General features: G+C 64.9%; 13 protein-coding genes. 9 read left to right on the plus strand and 4 right to left on the minus strand.

What is annotated here, in order from left to right; genetic code table 11:
- The first annotated feature begins 174 nt into the window (after positions 1-174).
- Positions 175-1851, plus strand: coding sequence for a PAS domain-containing methyl-accepting chemotaxis protein (locus GGD66_RS27730; protein ID WP_026201728.1), 1677 nt, complete (start codon positions 175-177; stop codon positions 1849-1851).
- 157 nt (positions 1852-2008) lie between these two features.
- Here GGD66_RS27730 and mutS read toward each other — a convergent pair whose 3' ends face one another.
- Complete coding sequence (mutS, locus tag GGD66_RS27735; protein WP_183259576.1) at positions 2009-4747, minus strand: DNA mismatch repair protein MutS; 2739 nt, start codon at positions 4745-4747, stop codon at positions 2009-2011.
- Between the two features lie 216 nt (positions 4748-4963).
- On the opposite strand from mutS, the gene pcaF reads away from it, so the two are divergent.
- From pcaF to GGD66_RS27765, 6 genes are all read left to right on the plus strand, one after another.
- The gene (gene pcaF / locus GGD66_RS27740) at positions 4964-6172 is read left to right on the plus strand and encodes a 3-oxoadipyl-CoA thiolase (RefSeq protein WP_183259577.1); all 1209 of its coding nucleotides are present in this window, start codon (positions 4964-4966) and stop codon (positions 6170-6172) included.
- Positions 6173-6378: 206 nt separating this feature from the next.
- Complete coding sequence (locus tag GGD66_RS27745) at positions 6379-7272, plus strand: dioxygenase (RefSeq protein ID WP_092251572.1); 894 nt, start codon at positions 6379-6381, stop codon at positions 7270-7272.
- A gap of 93 nt (positions 7273-7365) precedes the next feature.
- A complete protein-coding gene (pcaH, locus tag GGD66_RS27750; RefSeq protein ID WP_026201729.1) occupies positions 7366-8067 on the plus strand; it encodes a protocatechuate 3,4-dioxygenase subunit beta in 702 nt (233 codons plus the stop codon).
- Complete coding sequence (gene pcaG / locus GGD66_RS27755) at positions 8068-8670, plus strand: protocatechuate 3,4-dioxygenase subunit alpha (RefSeq protein WP_183259578.1); 603 nt, start codon at positions 8068-8070, stop codon at positions 8668-8670.
- Positions 8671-8927: 257 nt separating this feature from the next.
- Positions 8928-10616, plus strand: coding sequence for a methyl-accepting chemotaxis protein (locus GGD66_RS27760; RefSeq protein WP_183259579.1), 1689 nt, complete (start codon positions 8928-8930; stop codon positions 10614-10616).
- A 48-nt stretch (positions 10617-10664) separates the two neighbouring features.
- Positions 10665-11756 (plus strand): phosphotransferase, encoded by a 1092-nt coding sequence (locus tag GGD66_RS27765; protein WP_092251576.1) that lies wholly within the window; start codon positions 10665-10667, stop codon positions 11754-11756.
- Positions 11757-11969: 213 nt separating this feature from the next.
- On the opposite strand, the gene GGD66_RS27770 is transcribed toward GGD66_RS27765, so the two are convergent.
- Genes GGD66_RS27770 through GGD66_RS27780 form a run of 3 tightly spaced genes read right to left on the minus strand, consistent with a single transcriptional unit; the run spans position 11970 to position 15182 of the window.
- Positions 11970-13526: an MDR family MFS transporter gene (locus GGD66_RS27770; RefSeq protein WP_092251577.1), complete on the minus strand. Its 1557-nt coding sequence runs from the start codon at positions 13524-13526 to the stop codon at positions 11970-11972.
- Positions 13527-13543: 17 nt separating this feature from the next.
- Complete coding sequence (locus GGD66_RS27775; protein ID WP_183259580.1) at positions 13544-14707, minus strand: HlyD family secretion protein; 1164 nt, start codon at positions 14705-14707, stop codon at positions 13544-13546.
- Positions 14700-15182, minus strand: a complete 483-nt coding sequence (locus GGD66_RS27780; protein ID WP_026201730.1) for a MarR family winged helix-turn-helix transcriptional regulator — start codon at positions 15180-15182, stop codon at positions 14700-14702. Before GGD66_RS27780 ends, GGD66_RS27775 begins: the two co-directional genes overlap by 8 nt.
- Before the next feature lie 155 nt (positions 15183-15337).
- Here GGD66_RS27780 and GGD66_RS27785 point away from each other — a divergent pair, with 155 nt between their 5' ends.
- Positions 15338-15832: a Fur family transcriptional regulator gene (locus tag GGD66_RS27785; RefSeq protein WP_018316739.1), complete on the plus strand. Its 495-nt coding sequence runs from the start codon at positions 15338-15340 to the stop codon at positions 15830-15832.
- Positions 15833-15867: 35 nt separating this feature from the next.
- Positions 15868-16821, plus strand: a complete 954-nt coding sequence (locus GGD66_RS27790; protein WP_183259581.1) for a DMT family transporter — start codon at positions 15868-15870, stop codon at positions 16819-16821.
- Positions 16822-16830: the final 9 nt, after the last annotated feature.

Below are 16830 nucleotides of genomic sequence, written 5' to 3' on the forward strand. Positions count from 1 at the left end.
TTTTCCGTACGAATAATTTCACGTACCCGCTTCCGCCGTCGTCGGCGTGAACTCGTCCGAGCTGCATCCGAGTGCAGGGACTCGCGGGAATTGTCGATTTGAATACGGCTGTGTTGCCGCAGCGGTCACTTCCCCTACGGGCTGTCCACGTTACTTCGAGATGGAGATTGTTTGATGTTCGGTCGCAAGTCCCACAGCGATGCACAAGGGCGGCTCGACGCCATAGGCCGTTCGCAGGCCATGATCGAATTCAATCTCGATGGCTCGATCGTCACGGCCAACCAGAATTTTCTCGACGCCCTCGGCTATCGGCTTGACGAGATTCAGGGTAAGCATCACTCCATGTTCGTGCCGGCCGACCAGCGCGATACCGCCGAGTACAAGGCGTTCTGGGCTGCATTGAACCGTGGCGAGTATCAGGCGCGCGAGTTCAAGCGGATCGCGAAGGGTGGCCGCGAGGTCTGGATCGAAGCATCCTACAATCCGGTGCTCGACGGCAACGGCAAGACGGTGATGGTCGCCAAGATCGCGACCGACATCACGGCGAAGAAGATCCGGAGCATGACGGATGCGTCGAAGATCGCCGCGATCAGCCGTGCCCAGGCCGTCATCGAATTCAAGCTCGACGGCACCATCGTCAGCGCCAACGAGAATTTCTGCAAGACGCTCGGCTATTCGCTGGCCGAGATCGAGGGCAAGCATCACAGCCTGTTCATGCCGCAGGCCGACCGCGACGGCGCGGCCTATCGCGAGTTCTGGGCTGCACTCAACCGCGGTGAATACCAGGCCGGCGAGTTCAAGCGCATCGGCAAGGGCGGCCGCGAAGTGTGGATCCTCGCCTCCTACAACCCGCTGCTTGACGAGAACGGCAAACCTTACGGCGTCGTCAAATTCGCAACGGACGTCACCGCGGAGAAGCTGAAGAACGCCGATCTCGCCGGCCAGATCGCGGCGATCGACAAGGCCCAGGCCGTGATCGAATTCAACATGGACGGCACGATCATCGCCGCCAACGCCAACTTCCTCGGCGCGCTCGGCTACTCGCTGGCCGAGATCAAGGGCAAGCACCACAGCATGTTTGTCGAGCCCACGGAGCGCGACGGCGCGGCCTATCGCGAGTTCTGGGCCGCCCTCAACCGCGGTCAGTACCAGGCGGCCGAATACAAGCGCATCGGCAAGGGCGGCAAGGAGGTCTACATCCAGGCCTCCTACAACCCGATCCTCGATCTCAACGGCAAGCCGTTCAAGGTCGTGAAATATGCCACCGACACTACGCGTCAGGTGCTGGTCCGCATGGGCAACGAGCGCGTGCGCGGCATGATGGAATCGGTCGCCGCCGGTTCGGAGGAGCTGAACGCTTCGGTGCGGGAGATCTCCGAGGCGATGACCAAGTCCCGTGAGACCGCGATGAGCGCGGTGGAGCAGGTCGCCTCCGCCGATGCTCAGGCCCAGCGCCTCACCGAGGCGGCGCAGTCGATGAGCGGCATCGTCGAGATGATCAACAGCATCACCGGACAGATCAACCTGCTCGCGCTCAACGCCACGATCGAATCCGCACGGGCCGGCGAAGCCGGCCGCGGCTTTGCGGTGGTCGCCTCCGAAGTGAAGAGCCTCGCCAATCAGGCCAAGCAGGCCACCGACAAGATCGGCCAGGAGATCGGCAGCCTCAACGGCATCTCCGGCGACGTCGTCAGCGCGCTCGGCTCGATCAAGCAGGCGATCAACAATGTCAGCGAATACGTGACATCGACCGCCGCTGCCGTCGAGGAGCAGAGTACGGTGACGAACGAGATGTCGACCAGCATGCAGCGCGCGGCTGCGGAGGCGGCTGCGATCGCGGCGCGGGCGTAGCGCTCAGCGCACGGAATCGTAGGGTGAGCAAAGGCGCGCACTTCGCGCGCCGTGCCCACCATCTCTTCCCGATCTCGTCCAAAACGCGGTGGGCACGCTTCCGCCGTCGCTCTTCGAGCTATGGCGGGCAAGTCGCTTTGCCCACCCTATGGCACTGTCACTGCTTCGGCAGCTTCGCCTTCAACGCATACAACGCATCCAGCGCCTCGCGTGGTGACATCTCGTCCGGATGCAGCGCCTTCACGGCCTCCATCAGCAGTTCGGCCTCGCTCGGCGGCGCGACTTCGGCCGCCGCGCGTGAGGGCACGGCGAACAGAGGCAGATCGTCCACCAGCGCGCGCGCGGTCTGGCCGCGGTCCTGCGCCTCCAGCTTGGACAGCACCGATTTTGCGCGCGTGATCACGGCCGGCGGCAGGCCGGCGAGCTTGGCCACCTGGATGCCGTAGGAACGATCGGCCGAGCCCGGCAGCACCTCGTGCAGGAACACGACGTTGCCCTGCCACTCCTTCACCCGCACGGTGGCGTTGAACATCCGCGGCAGTTTTGCGGAGAGCGCGGTCAGCTCGTGATAATGCGTGGCGAATAGCGTGCGGCAGCGATTGCTTTCGTGCAGATGCTCGATCGCGGCCCAGGCAATCGAGAGACCATCGAAGGTCGCGGTGCCGCGGCCGATCTCGTCGAGGATCACGAGCGAGCGTTCGCCGGCCTGGTTCAGGATCGCAGCCGTCTCGACCATTTCGACCATGAAGGTGGAGCGACCGCGGGCGAGATCGTCGGCGGCGCCGACGCGCGAGAACAGGCGGTCGATGATGCCGATCCGCGCGCGCGCGGCCGGCACGAAGCTGCCGATCTGGGCAAGCAGGGCAATCAGCGCGTTCTGACGCAGGAAGGTCGATTTACCGGCCATGTTGGGACCGGTGAGCAGCCAGAGCTGGCCGGACTTTTGCGCCGGGCTTGGCGACAGGTCGCACGCATTGGCGATGAACGGCTCGCCATTGCGCTTCAGCGCCTGCTCCACCACGGGATGGCGGCCGGCCTCGATCGCAAAGCCGAGGGAGCCGTCCACGTCCGGTCGCACATAATTGTCGTCGACCGCGAGCTTTGCCAGTGATGTCGCAACGTCGAGCAAGGCGAAGGCGTGAGCGGCGGCGCGCAGATCGTCGCTGATGGTCATGGCCTTGGCTGACAGCCGCTCGAAAATCTCGAGCTCGAGGCCGAGCGCGCGATCGCCGGCATTGGCGATCTTGGCTTCGATCTCGCCCAACTCGGAGGTGGTGAAGCGCACCTGCCCCGCCAGCGTCTGGCGATGAATGAAGGTCGCGTTCAGCGGCGCCGACATCAGCTTGTCGCCGTGCTGCGCGGTGACCTCGACGAAATAGCCGAGCACGTTGTTGTGCCGGATCTTCAGGCCTTTCACGGATGTCGTGTCGGCGTAGCGCGCCTGCATCGAGGCGACGACGAGGCGCGAGGCGTCGCGCAGGTTTCGGGCTTCGTCGAGCGCGGGCTCATAGCCCTGTCGAACGAACCCGCCATCGCGCTTGATCAGCGGCAGCTGCTCGTCGAGCGCGCTGGCGAATTCGGCCGCGAGCTCGCGCGAGGGGCGCTGCAAGGCCGCCATCACCGCGGCGATTTCCTGCGGCGGCTGATCGAGCTCGCCAAGCCGCGCCAGCACCTGGTCGGCGGCGATGATACCGTCGCGCAGACCTGCGAGGTCGCGCGGGCCGCCGCGGCCGACTGACAGACGCGCCAGCGCGCGCGACATGTCGGGCGCGCCGCGCAGGATGCTGCGGATGTCCTCGCGCGCGGCAGAATCGGCGACGAAGGTACTCACCGCATCGAGCCGGCGCGCGATCGCCGGCGCATCCGTCAGCGGCGCGGCCAGGCGTTGGGCAAGCAGGCGCGAGCCCGCCGAGGTCACCGTGCAGTCGATCGCATCAAGCAGCGAGCCGCGGCGTTCGCCTGCGAGCGTCCGCGTCAGCTCGAGATTGGCGCGGGTCGCCGGATCGATCGCCATGGTCGCGCCGGAAGCTTCGCGCGCGGGCGGCGACAGTGGCGGATGCTTGCCGACCTGGGTGCGGTCGACATAGGTGACGGCGGCTGCTGCTGCCGTGGCCTCCAGCCGCGTCAGCTGCGTCAGCCCGTCCATGGTCGCGACGGCGAAATAATCGCAAAGGCGCTTTTCGGCGGTGGCGCCGTCGAAGACGTCGCGCGTCAGCGGCGTCACGGCCGGCAGCTCGCGCAAGGTCTGTCCGAGCTCGCTGTCGTTATAGAGCGCGTCGGTGACGATGGCCTCGTTCGGGTTGATGCGCGCCAGCGTCGCGGCGAGCTCGCCGCCCGAGCATTCCATCACGGTGAACTCGGCGGTCGAGATGTCGATCCAGGCAAGGCCGAAGCGGTCGCCACCGCCGGAGGCGCGGGCGCGCGCGATCGCGAGCAGATAATTGTTGGCACGCGCATCGAGCAGCGTGTCCTCGGTCAGCGTGCCCGGCGTCACCAGCCGCACCACGCCGCGGCGGACCACGCTCTTGTTGCCGCGTGCCTTGGCGGCAGCAGGATCTTCGGTCTGCTCGCAGACCGCGACGCGGTGGCCGGCCGAGATCAGGCGGTGCAGATAGTCCTCGGAACGCTCGACCGGCACGCCGCACATCGGGATGTCGGCGCCCTGGTGCTTGCCGCGCTTGGTCAAGACGATGCCAAGCGTCCTGGAGGCGATCTCGGCATCCTCGAAGAACAATTCGTAGAAATCGCCCATCCGGTAGAACAGCAGCAGGCCCTGATGCGCCGCCTTGATCTCCAGGTACTGTTCCATCATCGGCGTGACGCGCGCGACGGCTTCCGTTGGCGAAGCGGGCGCTTCGTCGGGGGGCGGTACTTGTATCGGCTGTTGCATGGTCATGGGCGGCGCAACCTACAAAATTTCGCCCCCTGCTCCTATCGCTTTGGCCGGGAAGGGGAGGTTTTCCACGTTGTCCGCATTGCGGCATGCGTGGCCGGCGTGCGGCCCCCTCGGAACACGCGTGTATCAGTCAATTGACCTGCTGCGGGCGCCCTCCTAAAACTCCGGCGTCATTGAAGAATTTGGGCCGAACCGCGGCATTCAGGGAGAACAACGATGCGTGACGTCTTTATCTGCGATGCCGTGCGGACCCCGATCGGCCGCTTCGGCGGCTCGCTCGCCAAGGTGCGTGCCGACGATCTCGCCGCAGCGCCGATCAAGGCACTGATGGCCAAGCACCCCAATCTCGACTGGGCGCAGGTGGACGAAGTCTTCTTCGGCTGTGCCAACCAGGCCGGCGAGGACAACCGCAACGTCGCCCGCATGGCGCTCCTGCTCGCAGGTCTGCCGGACTCGGTTCCCGGCCAGACGCTCAACCGGCTCTGCGCCTCGGGCCTCGATGCGGTCGGTGCGGCCGGCCGCGCCATCCGCTCCGGCGAGATCGAGCTCGCCATTGCCGGCGGCGTCGAATCCATGACCCGCGCGCCCTTCGTGATGGGCAAGGCGCAGGAGGCTTTCTCGCGTTCGGCCGAAATCTTCGACACCACGATCGGCTGGCGTTTCATCAATCCGCTGCTCAAGGCTCAGTATGGCGTCGACGCCATGCCGGAGACCGGCGAGAACGTCGCCGAGGAATTCCAGGTCTCGCGCGCCGACCAGGACGCCTTCGCCATCCGCTCGCAGCAGCGCGCCGGCAAGGCGATCGCGGCGGGCTATTTCGCCGAGGAAATCGTCCCGATCACCATTCCCGGCGGCAAGGCGGGTCCCATCACCGTCGACAAGGACGAGCATCCGCGTCCCGAAACCACGCTCGAAGGTCTGGCAAAACTGAAGCCGATCGTGCGCAATCCCGGCACGGTGACCGCCGGCAATGCTTCCGGCGTCAATGACGGCGCGGCCGCGATGATCCTGGCCTCGGAAGCTGCGGTGAAGAAGCATGGTCTCACGCCCCGCGCGCGCATCCTCGGCCTTGCCTCGGCCGGCGTGCCGCCGCGCATCATGGGCATTGGTCCCGTGCCGGCGACCCGCAAGCTGATGGAACGGCTCGGCAAGAAGATTAGCGATTTCGACCTGATCGAGCTCAACGAGGCCTTCGCCTCGCAAGGCATCGCCTGCATGCGCCAGCTCGGCGTTGCCGACGACGCCGATTTCGTCAATCCGCATGGCGGCGCGATCGCGCTCGGCCATCCCCTCGGCATGAGCGGCGCGCGCCTCGCGCTCACCGCCGTCCACGGCATGGAGAAGCGCGGCGGCAAGCTCGCGCTCGCCACCATGTGCGTCGGCGTCGGCCAGGGCGTCGCGGTCGCCATCGAGAAGGTGAACTGAACTCTCTCCTCCCCTCTCCCCGCTTGCGGGGAGAGGGTTGGGGTGAGGGGGAGTCTCCGCAAGGACGGTGATAGTTGGACTCGCGGAGAGTCCCCCTCACCCGCCGCGCTTCGCGCGCCGGCCTCTCCCCGCAAGCGGGGAGAGGCGAAGAGTCCGGGTTCGCTCGTTTCTCTCGCGTCCCGGAATGACAGGGAGAAAAAGCCAGCATGATCATCGAGCGCGAGCAGGACGTCACGGCCGCGGCACTGGCGGTGATGGAGCGGACTTCCGATCCGCGCATGCGCCAGATCATGATCTCCCTGGTCAAGCATTTGCACGGCTTCGTGCGCGACGTCCGCCTGACCGAGAAGGAGTTTCGCGATGCCACCGCGGTCATCGCCGAGCTCGGCAAGCTGACCACCGACACGCACAACGAAGTGGTGCTGATGGCGGGCTCGCTCGGCGTCTCGCCGCTGGTCTGCCTGCTCAACAACGGCGACCAGGGCAATACCGAAACCGATCAGTCACTGCTCGGGCCGTTCTGGCGGTTGAACTCGCCGCGGGTCGAGAATGGCGGATCGATCGTCCGCTCCGAGACCCCGGGCGCGCCGCTGTTCGTGAACGGCCGCGTCGTGGACAAGGACGGTCGTCCGGTCGTCGGCGCCGAGGTCGATGTCTGGCACGCCTCTCCGGTCGGCCTCTACGAGAACCAGGATCCTGACCAGGCCGACATGAACCTGCGTGGCAAGTTCACGACCGACCAGGATGGGCGCTTCTCCTTCCGTTCGGTGATGATGGTCGGCTATCCCATTCCGACGGACGGCGTGGTCGGCCGCCTGCTGGAGGCGCAGAGCCGCCATCCCTATCGCCCCGCGCATCTGCATGCCCTGATCTTCAAGCCGGGCTTCAAGGTCCTGATCTCGCAGGTCTACGATCCCAACGATCCCCATATCGACAGCGACGTGCAGTTCGGCGTGACGCAGGCGCTGATCGGCAAGTTCCTGCGCCATGACGCGCCACATCCGACCGAACGCGAGGTCGCGACGCCCTGGTATTCGCTCGACCATGTCTACCGGCTCGAAGTCGGGGAAGCCTTACTGCCGCGTCCGCCGATCAAATAGGGCTCAAACCCGCTTCCCCCAATTAGTTATATCCTATAATGATTGGCTGAAGCGTTGTCCGGCCGGACCACATGGCCGGGGAGGAGTCCGCCCATGACATTCATCTATCCCACTGACAGCAACAAGGCGCATCCGCTGCCGCTGTCGCCCGACTACAAGAGCTCGATCAAGCGTGCGCCGAACAAGCCCTTGATCCCGATGCGCCATACGTTGTCGGAGCTCACCGGCCCGGTCTACGGCCACGAGACCGTGCGCGAGGGCGACAACGACCTCACCACCCAGCACAAGGGCGAGCCGATCGGCGAGCGCATCATCGTGCACGGCCATGTGCGCGACGAGGACGGCCGCGGCGTGCCGAACTCGCTGGTCGAGATCTGGCAGGCCAATGCCTGCGGCCGCTACGTCCATGTCCGCGACCAGCATCCGGCGCCGCTCGATCCGAATTTCACGGGGGCCGGCCGCGCCCAAAGCGATGCCTCCGGCTATTATCGCTTCGTCACCGTCAAGCCGGGTGCTTATCCCTGGGGCAATCACCACAATGCCTGGCGTCCCGCGCACATCCATCTGTCGGTGTTCGGCCATTCCTTCGTCACGCGCCTCGTGACGCAGATGTATTTTCCGAACGATCCGCTGTTCCCGTTCGATCCGATCTTCAACTCGGTGCCGGACGAGAAGGCGCGGGCGCGGATGGTCTCCTCGTTCGATCTCGAGAACACCCAGCCCGAATGGGCGCTGTGCTACCGCTTTGACATCGTGTTGCGCGGCAAGAACGCCACCCCCATGGAGAATCACTAAGTGCAGGATTCTGTGACGCCCGACGGGATCACCCCATCGCAGACGGTCGGCCCGTTCTTCAAATACGGCCTGACGCCGAACGGCGAGTACGCCTGGAACGACGCGTTCACCAACTCGACGCTGACGCCAGATATCACCGGCGAGCGCATCCGCATCGAGGGTCGCGTATTCGACGGTGACGGCGTTGCCGTGCCGGATTGCATGCTGGAGATCTGGCAGGCGGACGCGCAAGGCCGCTTCGCCGACCCGCAGGACAAGCGTGCGCTGCCAAATGCAAGCTTCCGCGGCTTCGCCCGTTGCGGCACCGACAAGGACGGCAATTACGCGTTCGAGACCATCAAGCCGGGCACGGTGCCGGATCCCGATGGCAAGCCGCAGGCGCCGCACATCCTCCTTGCGGTGTTTGGCCGCGGCATGCTCAGGCATCTCTACACCCGGATCTATTTCGGCGACGAGGCCGGCAACGCCGCCGACCCCGTGCTGGCGCTGGTGCCCACCGAGCGCCGCGCCACGCTGACCGCGGCGCGCGAGGCCGGCAAGCCGGTCTACCGGCTCGACCTGCGGCTGCAGGGCGACAACGAGACGGTGTTCTTCGACGTGTGAGGCAACGCGTGCCGGGGGAGGCTTGCTCTTCGGCGCGCATGTCTCATCTGGCGCATCGAGGCCGAGGCTGCCTCCGGCCGAAACGATTCTCCCGCACGTGTGTGCGTCAGCCTCGCTGACTCAAATACCGATGGCTTGACGTCGAATTCCCGTAGTTAGACGGGGTTCGCGCGATACAATTTCGGCGCGAAGCAATCCCGTATTTACCGTATTCGTCTAGGGTGGCTGCAGTTTTGACACCGCCCTGGATTGTTTTCATGAAATTTCGTCTGTCGTTGTCATCTGCGATCATTGCGTTCGGCATCGTTCTCGCCATCGGTTTTGCCGCCGTGGTTTCGACCAGCCTGTACGCCTTGAAAGAGCTCAAGGTCGGCGGTCCGCTCTATTCCGACATCAAGCTCGGCAACGACCTCATCGCGGACATTCTGCCGCCGCCGGAATATGTCATCGAGGCCTATCTCGAGGCGACCCTGGCCATGCGCGAGCCGGACCAGCTGGCGGCCCACGGCGAACGCCTGGTCCAGCTCCGCAAGGATTACGACGAGCGCAAGGCGTTCTGGGTCACCTCCAGCCTCTCGGCCGACCTGAAGACGGTGCTGGTGTCGAAATCCGATGCTGAGGTGCAGAAGTTCTGGAAGGCGTCCGACCAGCTCCTGCCGGCCCTCAAGGCCAAGGACGCCGCTGCGTCCGAGCGCATCTATGCGCAGGTGAAGGACGCCTACACCGCGCATCGCGCCGTGATCGACAGCATCGTCGAGAACGCCAACAAGCAGAATGCAGCCATGGAAAAGCTGGCCGCGGACCGCGACAGCTCGATGCTTTATATCCTCCTCGGCGTCTCCGCCGCTGTCCTGGCTTTCGTTGCTGCGGGCCTGCTCGGCGTCGCACTCGGCGTGGTGCGGCCGATCGTGCGCATGACGGGCACGATGCAGAAGCTCGCGACCGGCGATCTCGCCGCCGACATTCCTTTCGCTGACCGAAAGGACGAGGTCGGCTCGATGGCGGGGGCGCTTGTGGTGTTCAAGCAGGCGGCGGTCGAGAATTCCCGCCTGCGCGAGGAGCAGTTGCGGCAGGAGCAGGAGGCGGCGCTCGCCAAGCGCTCCGCCCTGCACCAGATGGCCGAGACCGTCGAGCGCGAGACCGGCCGATCGGTCGACACCGCCGGCGCAGCGACGCAAGGCGTCGAGCGGGCGGCGTCCAGCCTGTCCGAGATCGCGAGGTCGCTCTCCGCACAGTCGCAGGCGGTCGCGGCGGCCTCCACCCAGGCCCTCGGCAGCTCGCAGACCGTCTCGGCCGCGGCCGAACAGCTGAGCGCCTCGATCCGCGAGATCGCAAGCCAGGTCGTGCGGACCAGCACCGTCACAAAATCGGCGGTCGCCGGCCGCGAGCAGGCGCGTTCGACCATCCAGGCACTGGCCGGATCGGTGAAGAAGATCGCCGAGGTCTCCGACCTCATCGGCGGCATCGCCGGCCAGACCAACCTCCTGGCGCTCAACGCCACGATCGAGGCCGCCCGTGCCGGCGAGGCCGGCCGCGGCTTCGCCGTGGTCGCCGCCGAAGTGAAATCCCTGTCAGACCAGACCGCCAAATCCACCGAGGAGATCACGCGGCTGATCACCGAGATTCAGGCCTCGACGCAGGCCGCGGTCGATGCCGTCGAGACGATGGGAGGGCACATCGTCGAGATCGACGGCGTGGCGACCTCGGTTGCCGCCGCGATGGAAGAGCAGGACGCCGCGACGCGGGAGATCACGCGGTCGATTTCCGAATCGGCTTCCGCGGCCAAGGAGGTCTCGGCCAAGATCGGCAATGTCAGCCGCGACGCCGCTTCCGTGAACGAGCGCGCCGCCGAGGTCAGGCAGGCGATCGCCGGCATGGCCGCCAATCTCGAACAGCTCCGGTCGGTCGTGGTGCGGACCGTGCGCGCCTCGACCGAGGCGGCTTGAGCGCGGCATCGGTTCGGCCGCTGGTGCGTGGGGTCATGATCGTGCAATATGGCGCGGGACAGGGGCATCGTGAATTTCATGACACCTCCACAACTGCCTGATGTCGTTGAGCCCGCCCGACTGACGGCGGCACTGCGCAGAGGCGGCGTGCTCGACGCAGGCGCGGTCCGCGAGGTGAAGGTACTGCATCAGCGCGACACCGTCGTGTCGCACATCGTCCGTCTCGGTCTGCGCTATGTGGGTGAATCCGGCGGCGCGCCGCAGACACTGATCCTGAAGACGCCGCATGCCGATTTTGCCAAGACGCTTGCGCATGGTGGCCGGCACGAAGTGGCCTTCTATGCGAAACTTGCACCGAATATGCCGCCGGGGCTGGTGCCGCGTTGCTTTGACGGACAGTTCGATGAGGAAAATGTCAGTTGGCATCTGCTGCTCGAGGACCTCACCGACAGCCATGAGGTCGCGGCCCCGTGGCCCTTGCCGCCGTCTCGCGAACAGGCGATGGCGATCGTCACGACGCTCGCGGGCTGGCACGCGGCATGGTGGGACCACCCAAGTCTCGGCGACACCATTGGCAGTTGGATGAGCGCCGATGATACGTCAAGGTTGATGGAGACCTTTGCTGGCCATTATGATCGTTTTGCCGATCTTCTCGGCGACCGTCTGAGCGAAGAACGACGCATCCTCTATCGTCGGTTCATTGAGCAGTCGGATCGTTTGCTTGAGCGCTATCATTCCCATCGACATCTCTCTATTGCCCACGGCGATGCCCATACCTGGAATTTCCTGCTGCCGCGCGCGGACATCGCCGACACCGTGCGGATTTTCGACTTCGACCAGTGGCGCATCAACGTGCCGACCCACGATCTCGCCTACATGATGGCGACGCAATGGTATCCGGAGCGCCGCCAGACGCTCGAGCGCCTGCTGCTCAACCGCTATCATGAGACCCTGATCTCGCACGGCGTCAGCGGCTACACGCGCGGCGCACTTGACCAGGATTATCGCCGGTCGGTGCTCTGGCACATCACCAAGCCGGTCTGGCAATGGAGCGTCAATCTCCCGCCGCTGATCTGGTGGAATAATCTGGAGCGGGTGTTTGCGGCGGTGGATGATTTGGGCTGCGAGGAGTTGTTGTAGGGCGCGCCGCAATTTCGGTGTCGTCCCTGCGAACGCAGGGACCCATAACCACAGGGAGTAGTTTGGCGCGAGACTGGTAATTCACAGTCTTCGCCAAACTACTCCCTGTGATTATCGCGACGAGCGCAAGCGCTCGCGCTGAGGTCCCGGATCTGCGCTCCGCTTCGCAGCGCTTGTCCGGGACGACAGCGGAGATTGGTGGTCGACCGCGTCCTACTCCATCACCGCATGCTCCGGTCCCGCCGCCTGCTTGCGCAGCGTGGCCTTGGTCGAGCCGATCAGCAAGGCGAGCGGGATGGTGCAGAGGATGAAGAACATCACCAGCTGATAGTCGTAGGCGAACGCGATGATCTGCGCCTGGACGCTGACCATCCTGTCGGCCATGGCGCGGCCGGCGTCGGTGGACAGGTTGATCAGGCCCCTGACGTCGGGCATCTGCAGTGCATGGTTGAACGGGTTGATGTGCTCGGACAGGATTGCATAGGTCCGCCGCGTCCCCTGCGTCAATTGGGCGATGACGACGGAAATGCCGACCGAGCTCGCGACGTTGCGCATCAGGGTCAGCATCGCGGTGCCGTCGGTACGGAGGTCGTTCGACAGTGTCAGGAAGGCCACGGTCGAGAGCGGCACGAAGACAAGGCCGAAGCCGAAGCCTTGAATGACGCTGACGGTGACGATCTCCGGCACCTGGGTCAAATCGGTCCAGCCGGTCATCTGGAACAGCGAGCCTGCGGTCAGTGTCAGGCCGGCGATGATCAGCGTGCGCGCCTCGAAATAGCGCATCATGCGGCCGACCAGCATCATCGCGAAGAAGGTGCCGAAGCCGCGGCTCGCCAGCAGCAGGCCGGCGGTGATGATGGGATAGCCGATCACGTTCTGCATATAGGGCGAGGCCAGCGCCATGGTCGAGAACAGCACGAGCCCCATCACGATCATGAACACGCAGCCGGTGACGAAGTTGCGATCCCGAAACAGCGCGAAACGGATGAACGGGGTCGAGGTCGTGAAGGAGTGCGCGAGGAAGAAGTAGAAGGCGACCGCCGAAACGATGAACTCCGCGAGGATCTCATTGGATTCCAGCCAGCCCAGCTGCTCGCCGCGGTCGAGGGCGAGCTGAAGCGAGCCGATCGCAACCGCCAGCGCGGCGAAGCCGAACCAGTCGAATTTGAGGCTGAGATTCTTGTCGGTCTCGTCCATGAAGACGATCAGCCCGAGCACGGTGATGAAGCCGAATGGCAGGTTGACGAAGAACACCCAGTGCCAGGAATAGGTCTCGGTCAGCCAGGCGCCCAGCGAGGGGCCCATGATCGGCCCCATCATCACGCCCATGCCCCAGATCGACATCGCCTTGGCACGTTCCTGGAGCGTGTAATAATCGAGCATCACCGATTGCGACAACGGCACCAGGGCGGCGCCGAACACGCCCTGCAGCAGGCGGAACAGCACCATCTGGTTGATGTCCTGGGCGAGGCCGCACAGCACCGAGGCCATGGTGAAGCCGGCCGAGCAGATGATGAAGATGCGTTTGCGGCCGAAACGGTTGGCGATCCAGCCCACCGGCGCCGTCATGATCGCCGCGGCGACGATGTAGGAGGTCAGCACCCAGTTGATCTGGTCCTGCGAGGCCGACAGCGTGCCCTGCATGTAGGGCAGGGCGACGTTGGCGATGGTGGTGTCCAGCGCCTGCATGATGGTCGCGGTCATGGCGCAGATCGTCACCATGTTCCGGCGCAGGCCGGGGACCATCAGGCTGGCATTGGGACCGGACATCGGATCAGTCCTTGTGTTCAGTCTTTATTCTGGCTCGCGGTCGCCGACAGGCCAAGCAGGCCGGCGAGCGAGCGCTGATGGCCGGTGTCGATGGTGGCGTAGACGCTCATGCCGGCCTTCAGCTTCCGCACATATTTGTCGGTCTCGTCGAAATAGATGCGGATCGGCACGCGCTGCACCACCTTGACGAAATTGCCGGTGGCGTTCTGCGGCGGCAGGATCGCGAATTGCGCGCCGGTGCCGGGCGAGAGCGAGCCGATCTTGCCCTTGAAGACGTGGTTCGGGAACGCGTCGACCTCGAGCGTGACGGGCTGTCCTTCGGTGACGTGGGTGAGGTCGCTCTCCTTCGGATTGGCGTCGACCCAGGGGTGGGCGACGTCGATGATGGAAAACACCGGCGTGCCGGCGGCGACATAGCGGCCGAGCTGGATCTGCTCGACCTGCGTCGCCACGCCGTCCATCGGCGCGCGCAGCACGGTGTGATCGAGGTTGCGCTGGGCATCGTCCAGCTTGGCTTTCGCCTGTGCGTAAGGCGGGAATTGCTCCAGTGGCAATTCGGGGTCGCCGAGAAGCTGCGTCCTGGCGTTGGACAGCTGTTGCTTGATGTATTGCGCCTGCGCGCCGGCGGTGACCAGCGCATTCGAGGCATTGTCGAGATCGAGCTGCGAGCCGTAATTGTTCTTCACCAGCGCCTGCTTGCGCTCGACGTCGCGCTGCTTCAAATCGATGCCTTGCTGGGCGAGGCCCAGCATGTCGCCATAGATCTTGATGTTGGCGACGAGGTTGTCGTAGGTCGTGCGGGCCTGCGCGAGCTGCGCCTTGGCTTCGACCACCGCGTGGCGAAACGGAGCGGGGTCGATCTCGAACAGCTCGTCGCCCTGCTTGACGGACTGGCCTTCCTTCACGACGACCTTCTGGATCTTGCCGGAGATGTCGGGCGTCACCAGCACCTTCTGCGCGCCGACATAGGCGTCGTCGGTGCCGACATAGCGGCCGCCATGCAGGTAGAAAGTGATGCCGCCAATGGCGGCGATCACGGGCAGCACGACCAGGAGCAGGAAGCGGCGGTAACGCCGCAGGCCCGCGACCAGGCGGCGGCGCGGGTCGGTGCCGGCTTTCTTGGTGGGCTTGCCGCTGTCGGTCTTCTGCTCGGGCTGGAACTTGAGGACTTGGTCAGCCATAGCGCTGCTCCTTACGTGCCTGTTCCGCGCCGCTGGTCTGGATCGCGGTACGCACGTTTTCCTTGATGGTTTCGAGCTGGGTCAGGAGGCGATGGGCGTCCGCCGGCGTGATGCCGTCGAGCGCGTTGGCCGTGAGCTCGGACTTCAGCCCGCTCATCCGGCCCAGCAATTGCCGGCCGGCCTTCCTCAGATACAGGCGCTTGACGCGGCGGTCCGAAGCGTCGCTGCGGCGCTCGATCCAGTCATTGTCGCAGAGCTTGTCGATCAGGCGGGTCAGCGTGATCGGCTGCATCTCGAGCAGCTCGGCGAGTTCCGACTGCTTCATGCCCTCGCTGCGCTCAACCTTGGCCAGCACCGCCCATTGCGCCCGGGTGATGCCGAACCGCGAGGCCTCCTTGTCGGCATAGACGCGCAACAGGCGGTAGAGCTCACCGAGCGTGAACAGGAAGTTCTGGTCGACAGACCCGCGGGTCATAAGCTTGGTCTCCAATAAGCTTGGGATATAATAAGCAAGCTTATGATTATTCCACGGCGGATATCACGATGCTGTCCCGCAGCGCTAGCATGGCTGGCAGCCGGTCGCAGGGTCGTGCTTTGGGTTCCCAGGCCCAAATGCTAGAACGTGCCCGCATGACCCTCGCAAAACCGGCATTTCCCGCGCCCGACCACGATCACGGCCGCTGCACCGCGGATGCGCTGGCGCATGCCGAAGAGGTCTGCAAGCAGCGCGCACAGAAATTCACGCCCATACGCCGTCAGGTGCTGGGGGCCTTGCTCTCCAGCCATCGCCCGCTCGGAGCCTATGAGGTGATCGACGAGCTCGCCAAGTCCATGTCGCGGCCGGCGCCGATCACGGTCTATCGCGCGCTTGATTTCCTGATGGCCAATGGCCTTGTGCATCGCATCGAGAGCCGCAATGCCTATCTCGCCTGCGCCGCCCACGACCACGACGCGACCTCGGCGGTGGCGTTCCTGATCTGCGAGCGCTGCGGCCTGGTCGGCGAGATCCCGTCGGCGTCCTTTGCCGGGGACCTCAATGCCGCCGCGCGCAGCTCGGGCTTTGCGCCTAAATTGTCCGTGGTGGAGATCACGGGCGTCTGCACCCATTGTCAGAAAGCTGCATAGAGCAACAACGGCGCAAAGCCGGTAATCGGGAAGAGATGACCTCGCCACAAGCCTTACATTCCGCCGCACGTCCCCTCAGTGCCGGCGCCATCGCCCTGATGCTCATGCTGTGCCTGACCTGGGGGTTCAACCAGATCGCGGTGAAGCTGGTGCTGCCGGACATTCCGCCGATGCTGCAGGCCACGATCCGGTCGGCGGGCGCGCTGCCGGTGCTGTTCCTCATCGGCACGCTGCGCGGGGTCAAATTCTTCGAGAATGACGGCACGTGGAAGCCGGGCCTGATCGCCGGGCTGATGTTCGGCATCGAGTTCGTGCTGATCTTCCAGGGGCTGCGCCTCACGTCTGCCTCGCGCGCGGTGGTGTTCCTCTACACCGCGCCGTTCTTCGTTGCGCTCGGCTCCTACCAAGTGCTCGGCGAACGGCTTGGCGCCTCGCAATGGCTGGGTCTTGCCATCAGCTTTGCGGGCGTCGCGCTCGCCATCGGTGTGCCGCAGCCCAATGTCGATTCGCATGTCCTGCTCGGCGACCTCATGATCGTCGGCGGCGCCGCGCTGTGGGCGGCAACCACGCTGGTTGCCAAGGGCACCAGGTTGCGGTTTGCCGCGCCGGAGAAGGCGCTGGGCTATCAGGTCGCGATCTCGATCCCGATCCTGGGGCTGGCGGCCTGGCTGTTCGGCGAGACCATCACGCACACCCCCGCGCCGCTGTCGCTCGGCCTGATGGCCTTCCAGGCGATCTGGGTCGTTGGAACCACGTTCACGCTTTGGTTCGCGCTGGTGAAGGCCTATTCGGCCAGCAAATTGTCGGCTTTTACCTTCATCACCCCTTTGTTTGGCGTCGTCGGTAGCTATTTCATCATGCACGACACGCTAAGCTTGGCGTTCGGGGCGGCCGCCGTCCTTGTAATTGCTGGGCTTTTTCTCGTTAACCGTCCCAGCCAAGTCGCTGCGGCGCCGCGCGATGCATTGCTGAACGTCACCAAAACCTGATATTTGGAC

Origin of the sequence: Bradyrhizobium sp. CIR48 (assembly GCF_014198315.1) — a bacterium.
GTDB lineage: Bacteria > Pseudomonadota > Alphaproteobacteria > Rhizobiales > Xanthobacteraceae > Bradyrhizobium.

Bases quoted from the DNA above. Each gene is read 5' to 3' on its own strand.
- GGD66_RS27730 (WP_026201728.1), top strand. From the start codon at position 175: ATGTTCGGTCGCAAGTCCCACAGCGATGCACAAGGGCGGCTCGACGCC.
- mutS (WP_183259576.1), bottom strand. From the start codon at position 4,747: ATGACCATGCAACAGCCGATACAAGTACCGCCCCCCGACGAAGCGCCC.
- pcaF (WP_183259577.1), top strand. From the start codon at position 4,964: ATGCGTGACGTCTTTATCTGCGATGCCGTGCGGACCCCGATCGGCCGC.
- GGD66_RS27745 (WP_092251572.1), top strand. From the start codon at position 6,379: ATGATCATCGAGCGCGAGCAGGACGTCACGGCCGCGGCACTGGCGGTG.
- pcaH (WP_026201729.1), top strand. From the start codon at position 7,366: ATGACATTCATCTATCCCACTGACAGCAACAAGGCGCATCCGCTGCCG.
- GGD66_RS27760 (WP_183259579.1), top strand. From the start codon at position 8,928: ATGAAATTTCGTCTGTCGTTGTCATCTGCGATCATTGCGTTCGGCATC.
- GGD66_RS27765 (WP_092251576.1), top strand. From the start codon at position 10,665: ATGGCGCGGGACAGGGGCATCGTGAATTTCATGACACCTCCACAACTG.
- GGD66_RS27770 (WP_092251577.1), bottom strand. From the start codon at position 13,526: ATGTCCGGTCCCAATGCCAGCCTGATGGTCCCCGGCCTGCGCCGGAAC.
- GGD66_RS27775 (WP_183259580.1), bottom strand. From the start codon at position 14,707: ATGGCTGACCAAGTCCTCAAGTTCCAGCCCGAGCAGAAGACCGACAGC.
- GGD66_RS27780 (WP_026201730.1), bottom strand. From the start codon at position 15,182: ATGACCCGCGGGTCTGTCGACCAGAACTTCCTGTTCACGCTCGGTGAG.
- GGD66_RS27785 (WP_018316739.1), top strand. From the start codon at position 15,338: ATGACCCTCGCAAAACCGGCATTTCCCGCGCCCGACCACGATCACGGC.
- GGD66_RS27790 (WP_183259581.1), top strand. From the start codon at position 15,868: ATGACCTCGCCACAAGCCTTACATTCCGCCGCACGTCCCCTCAGTGCC.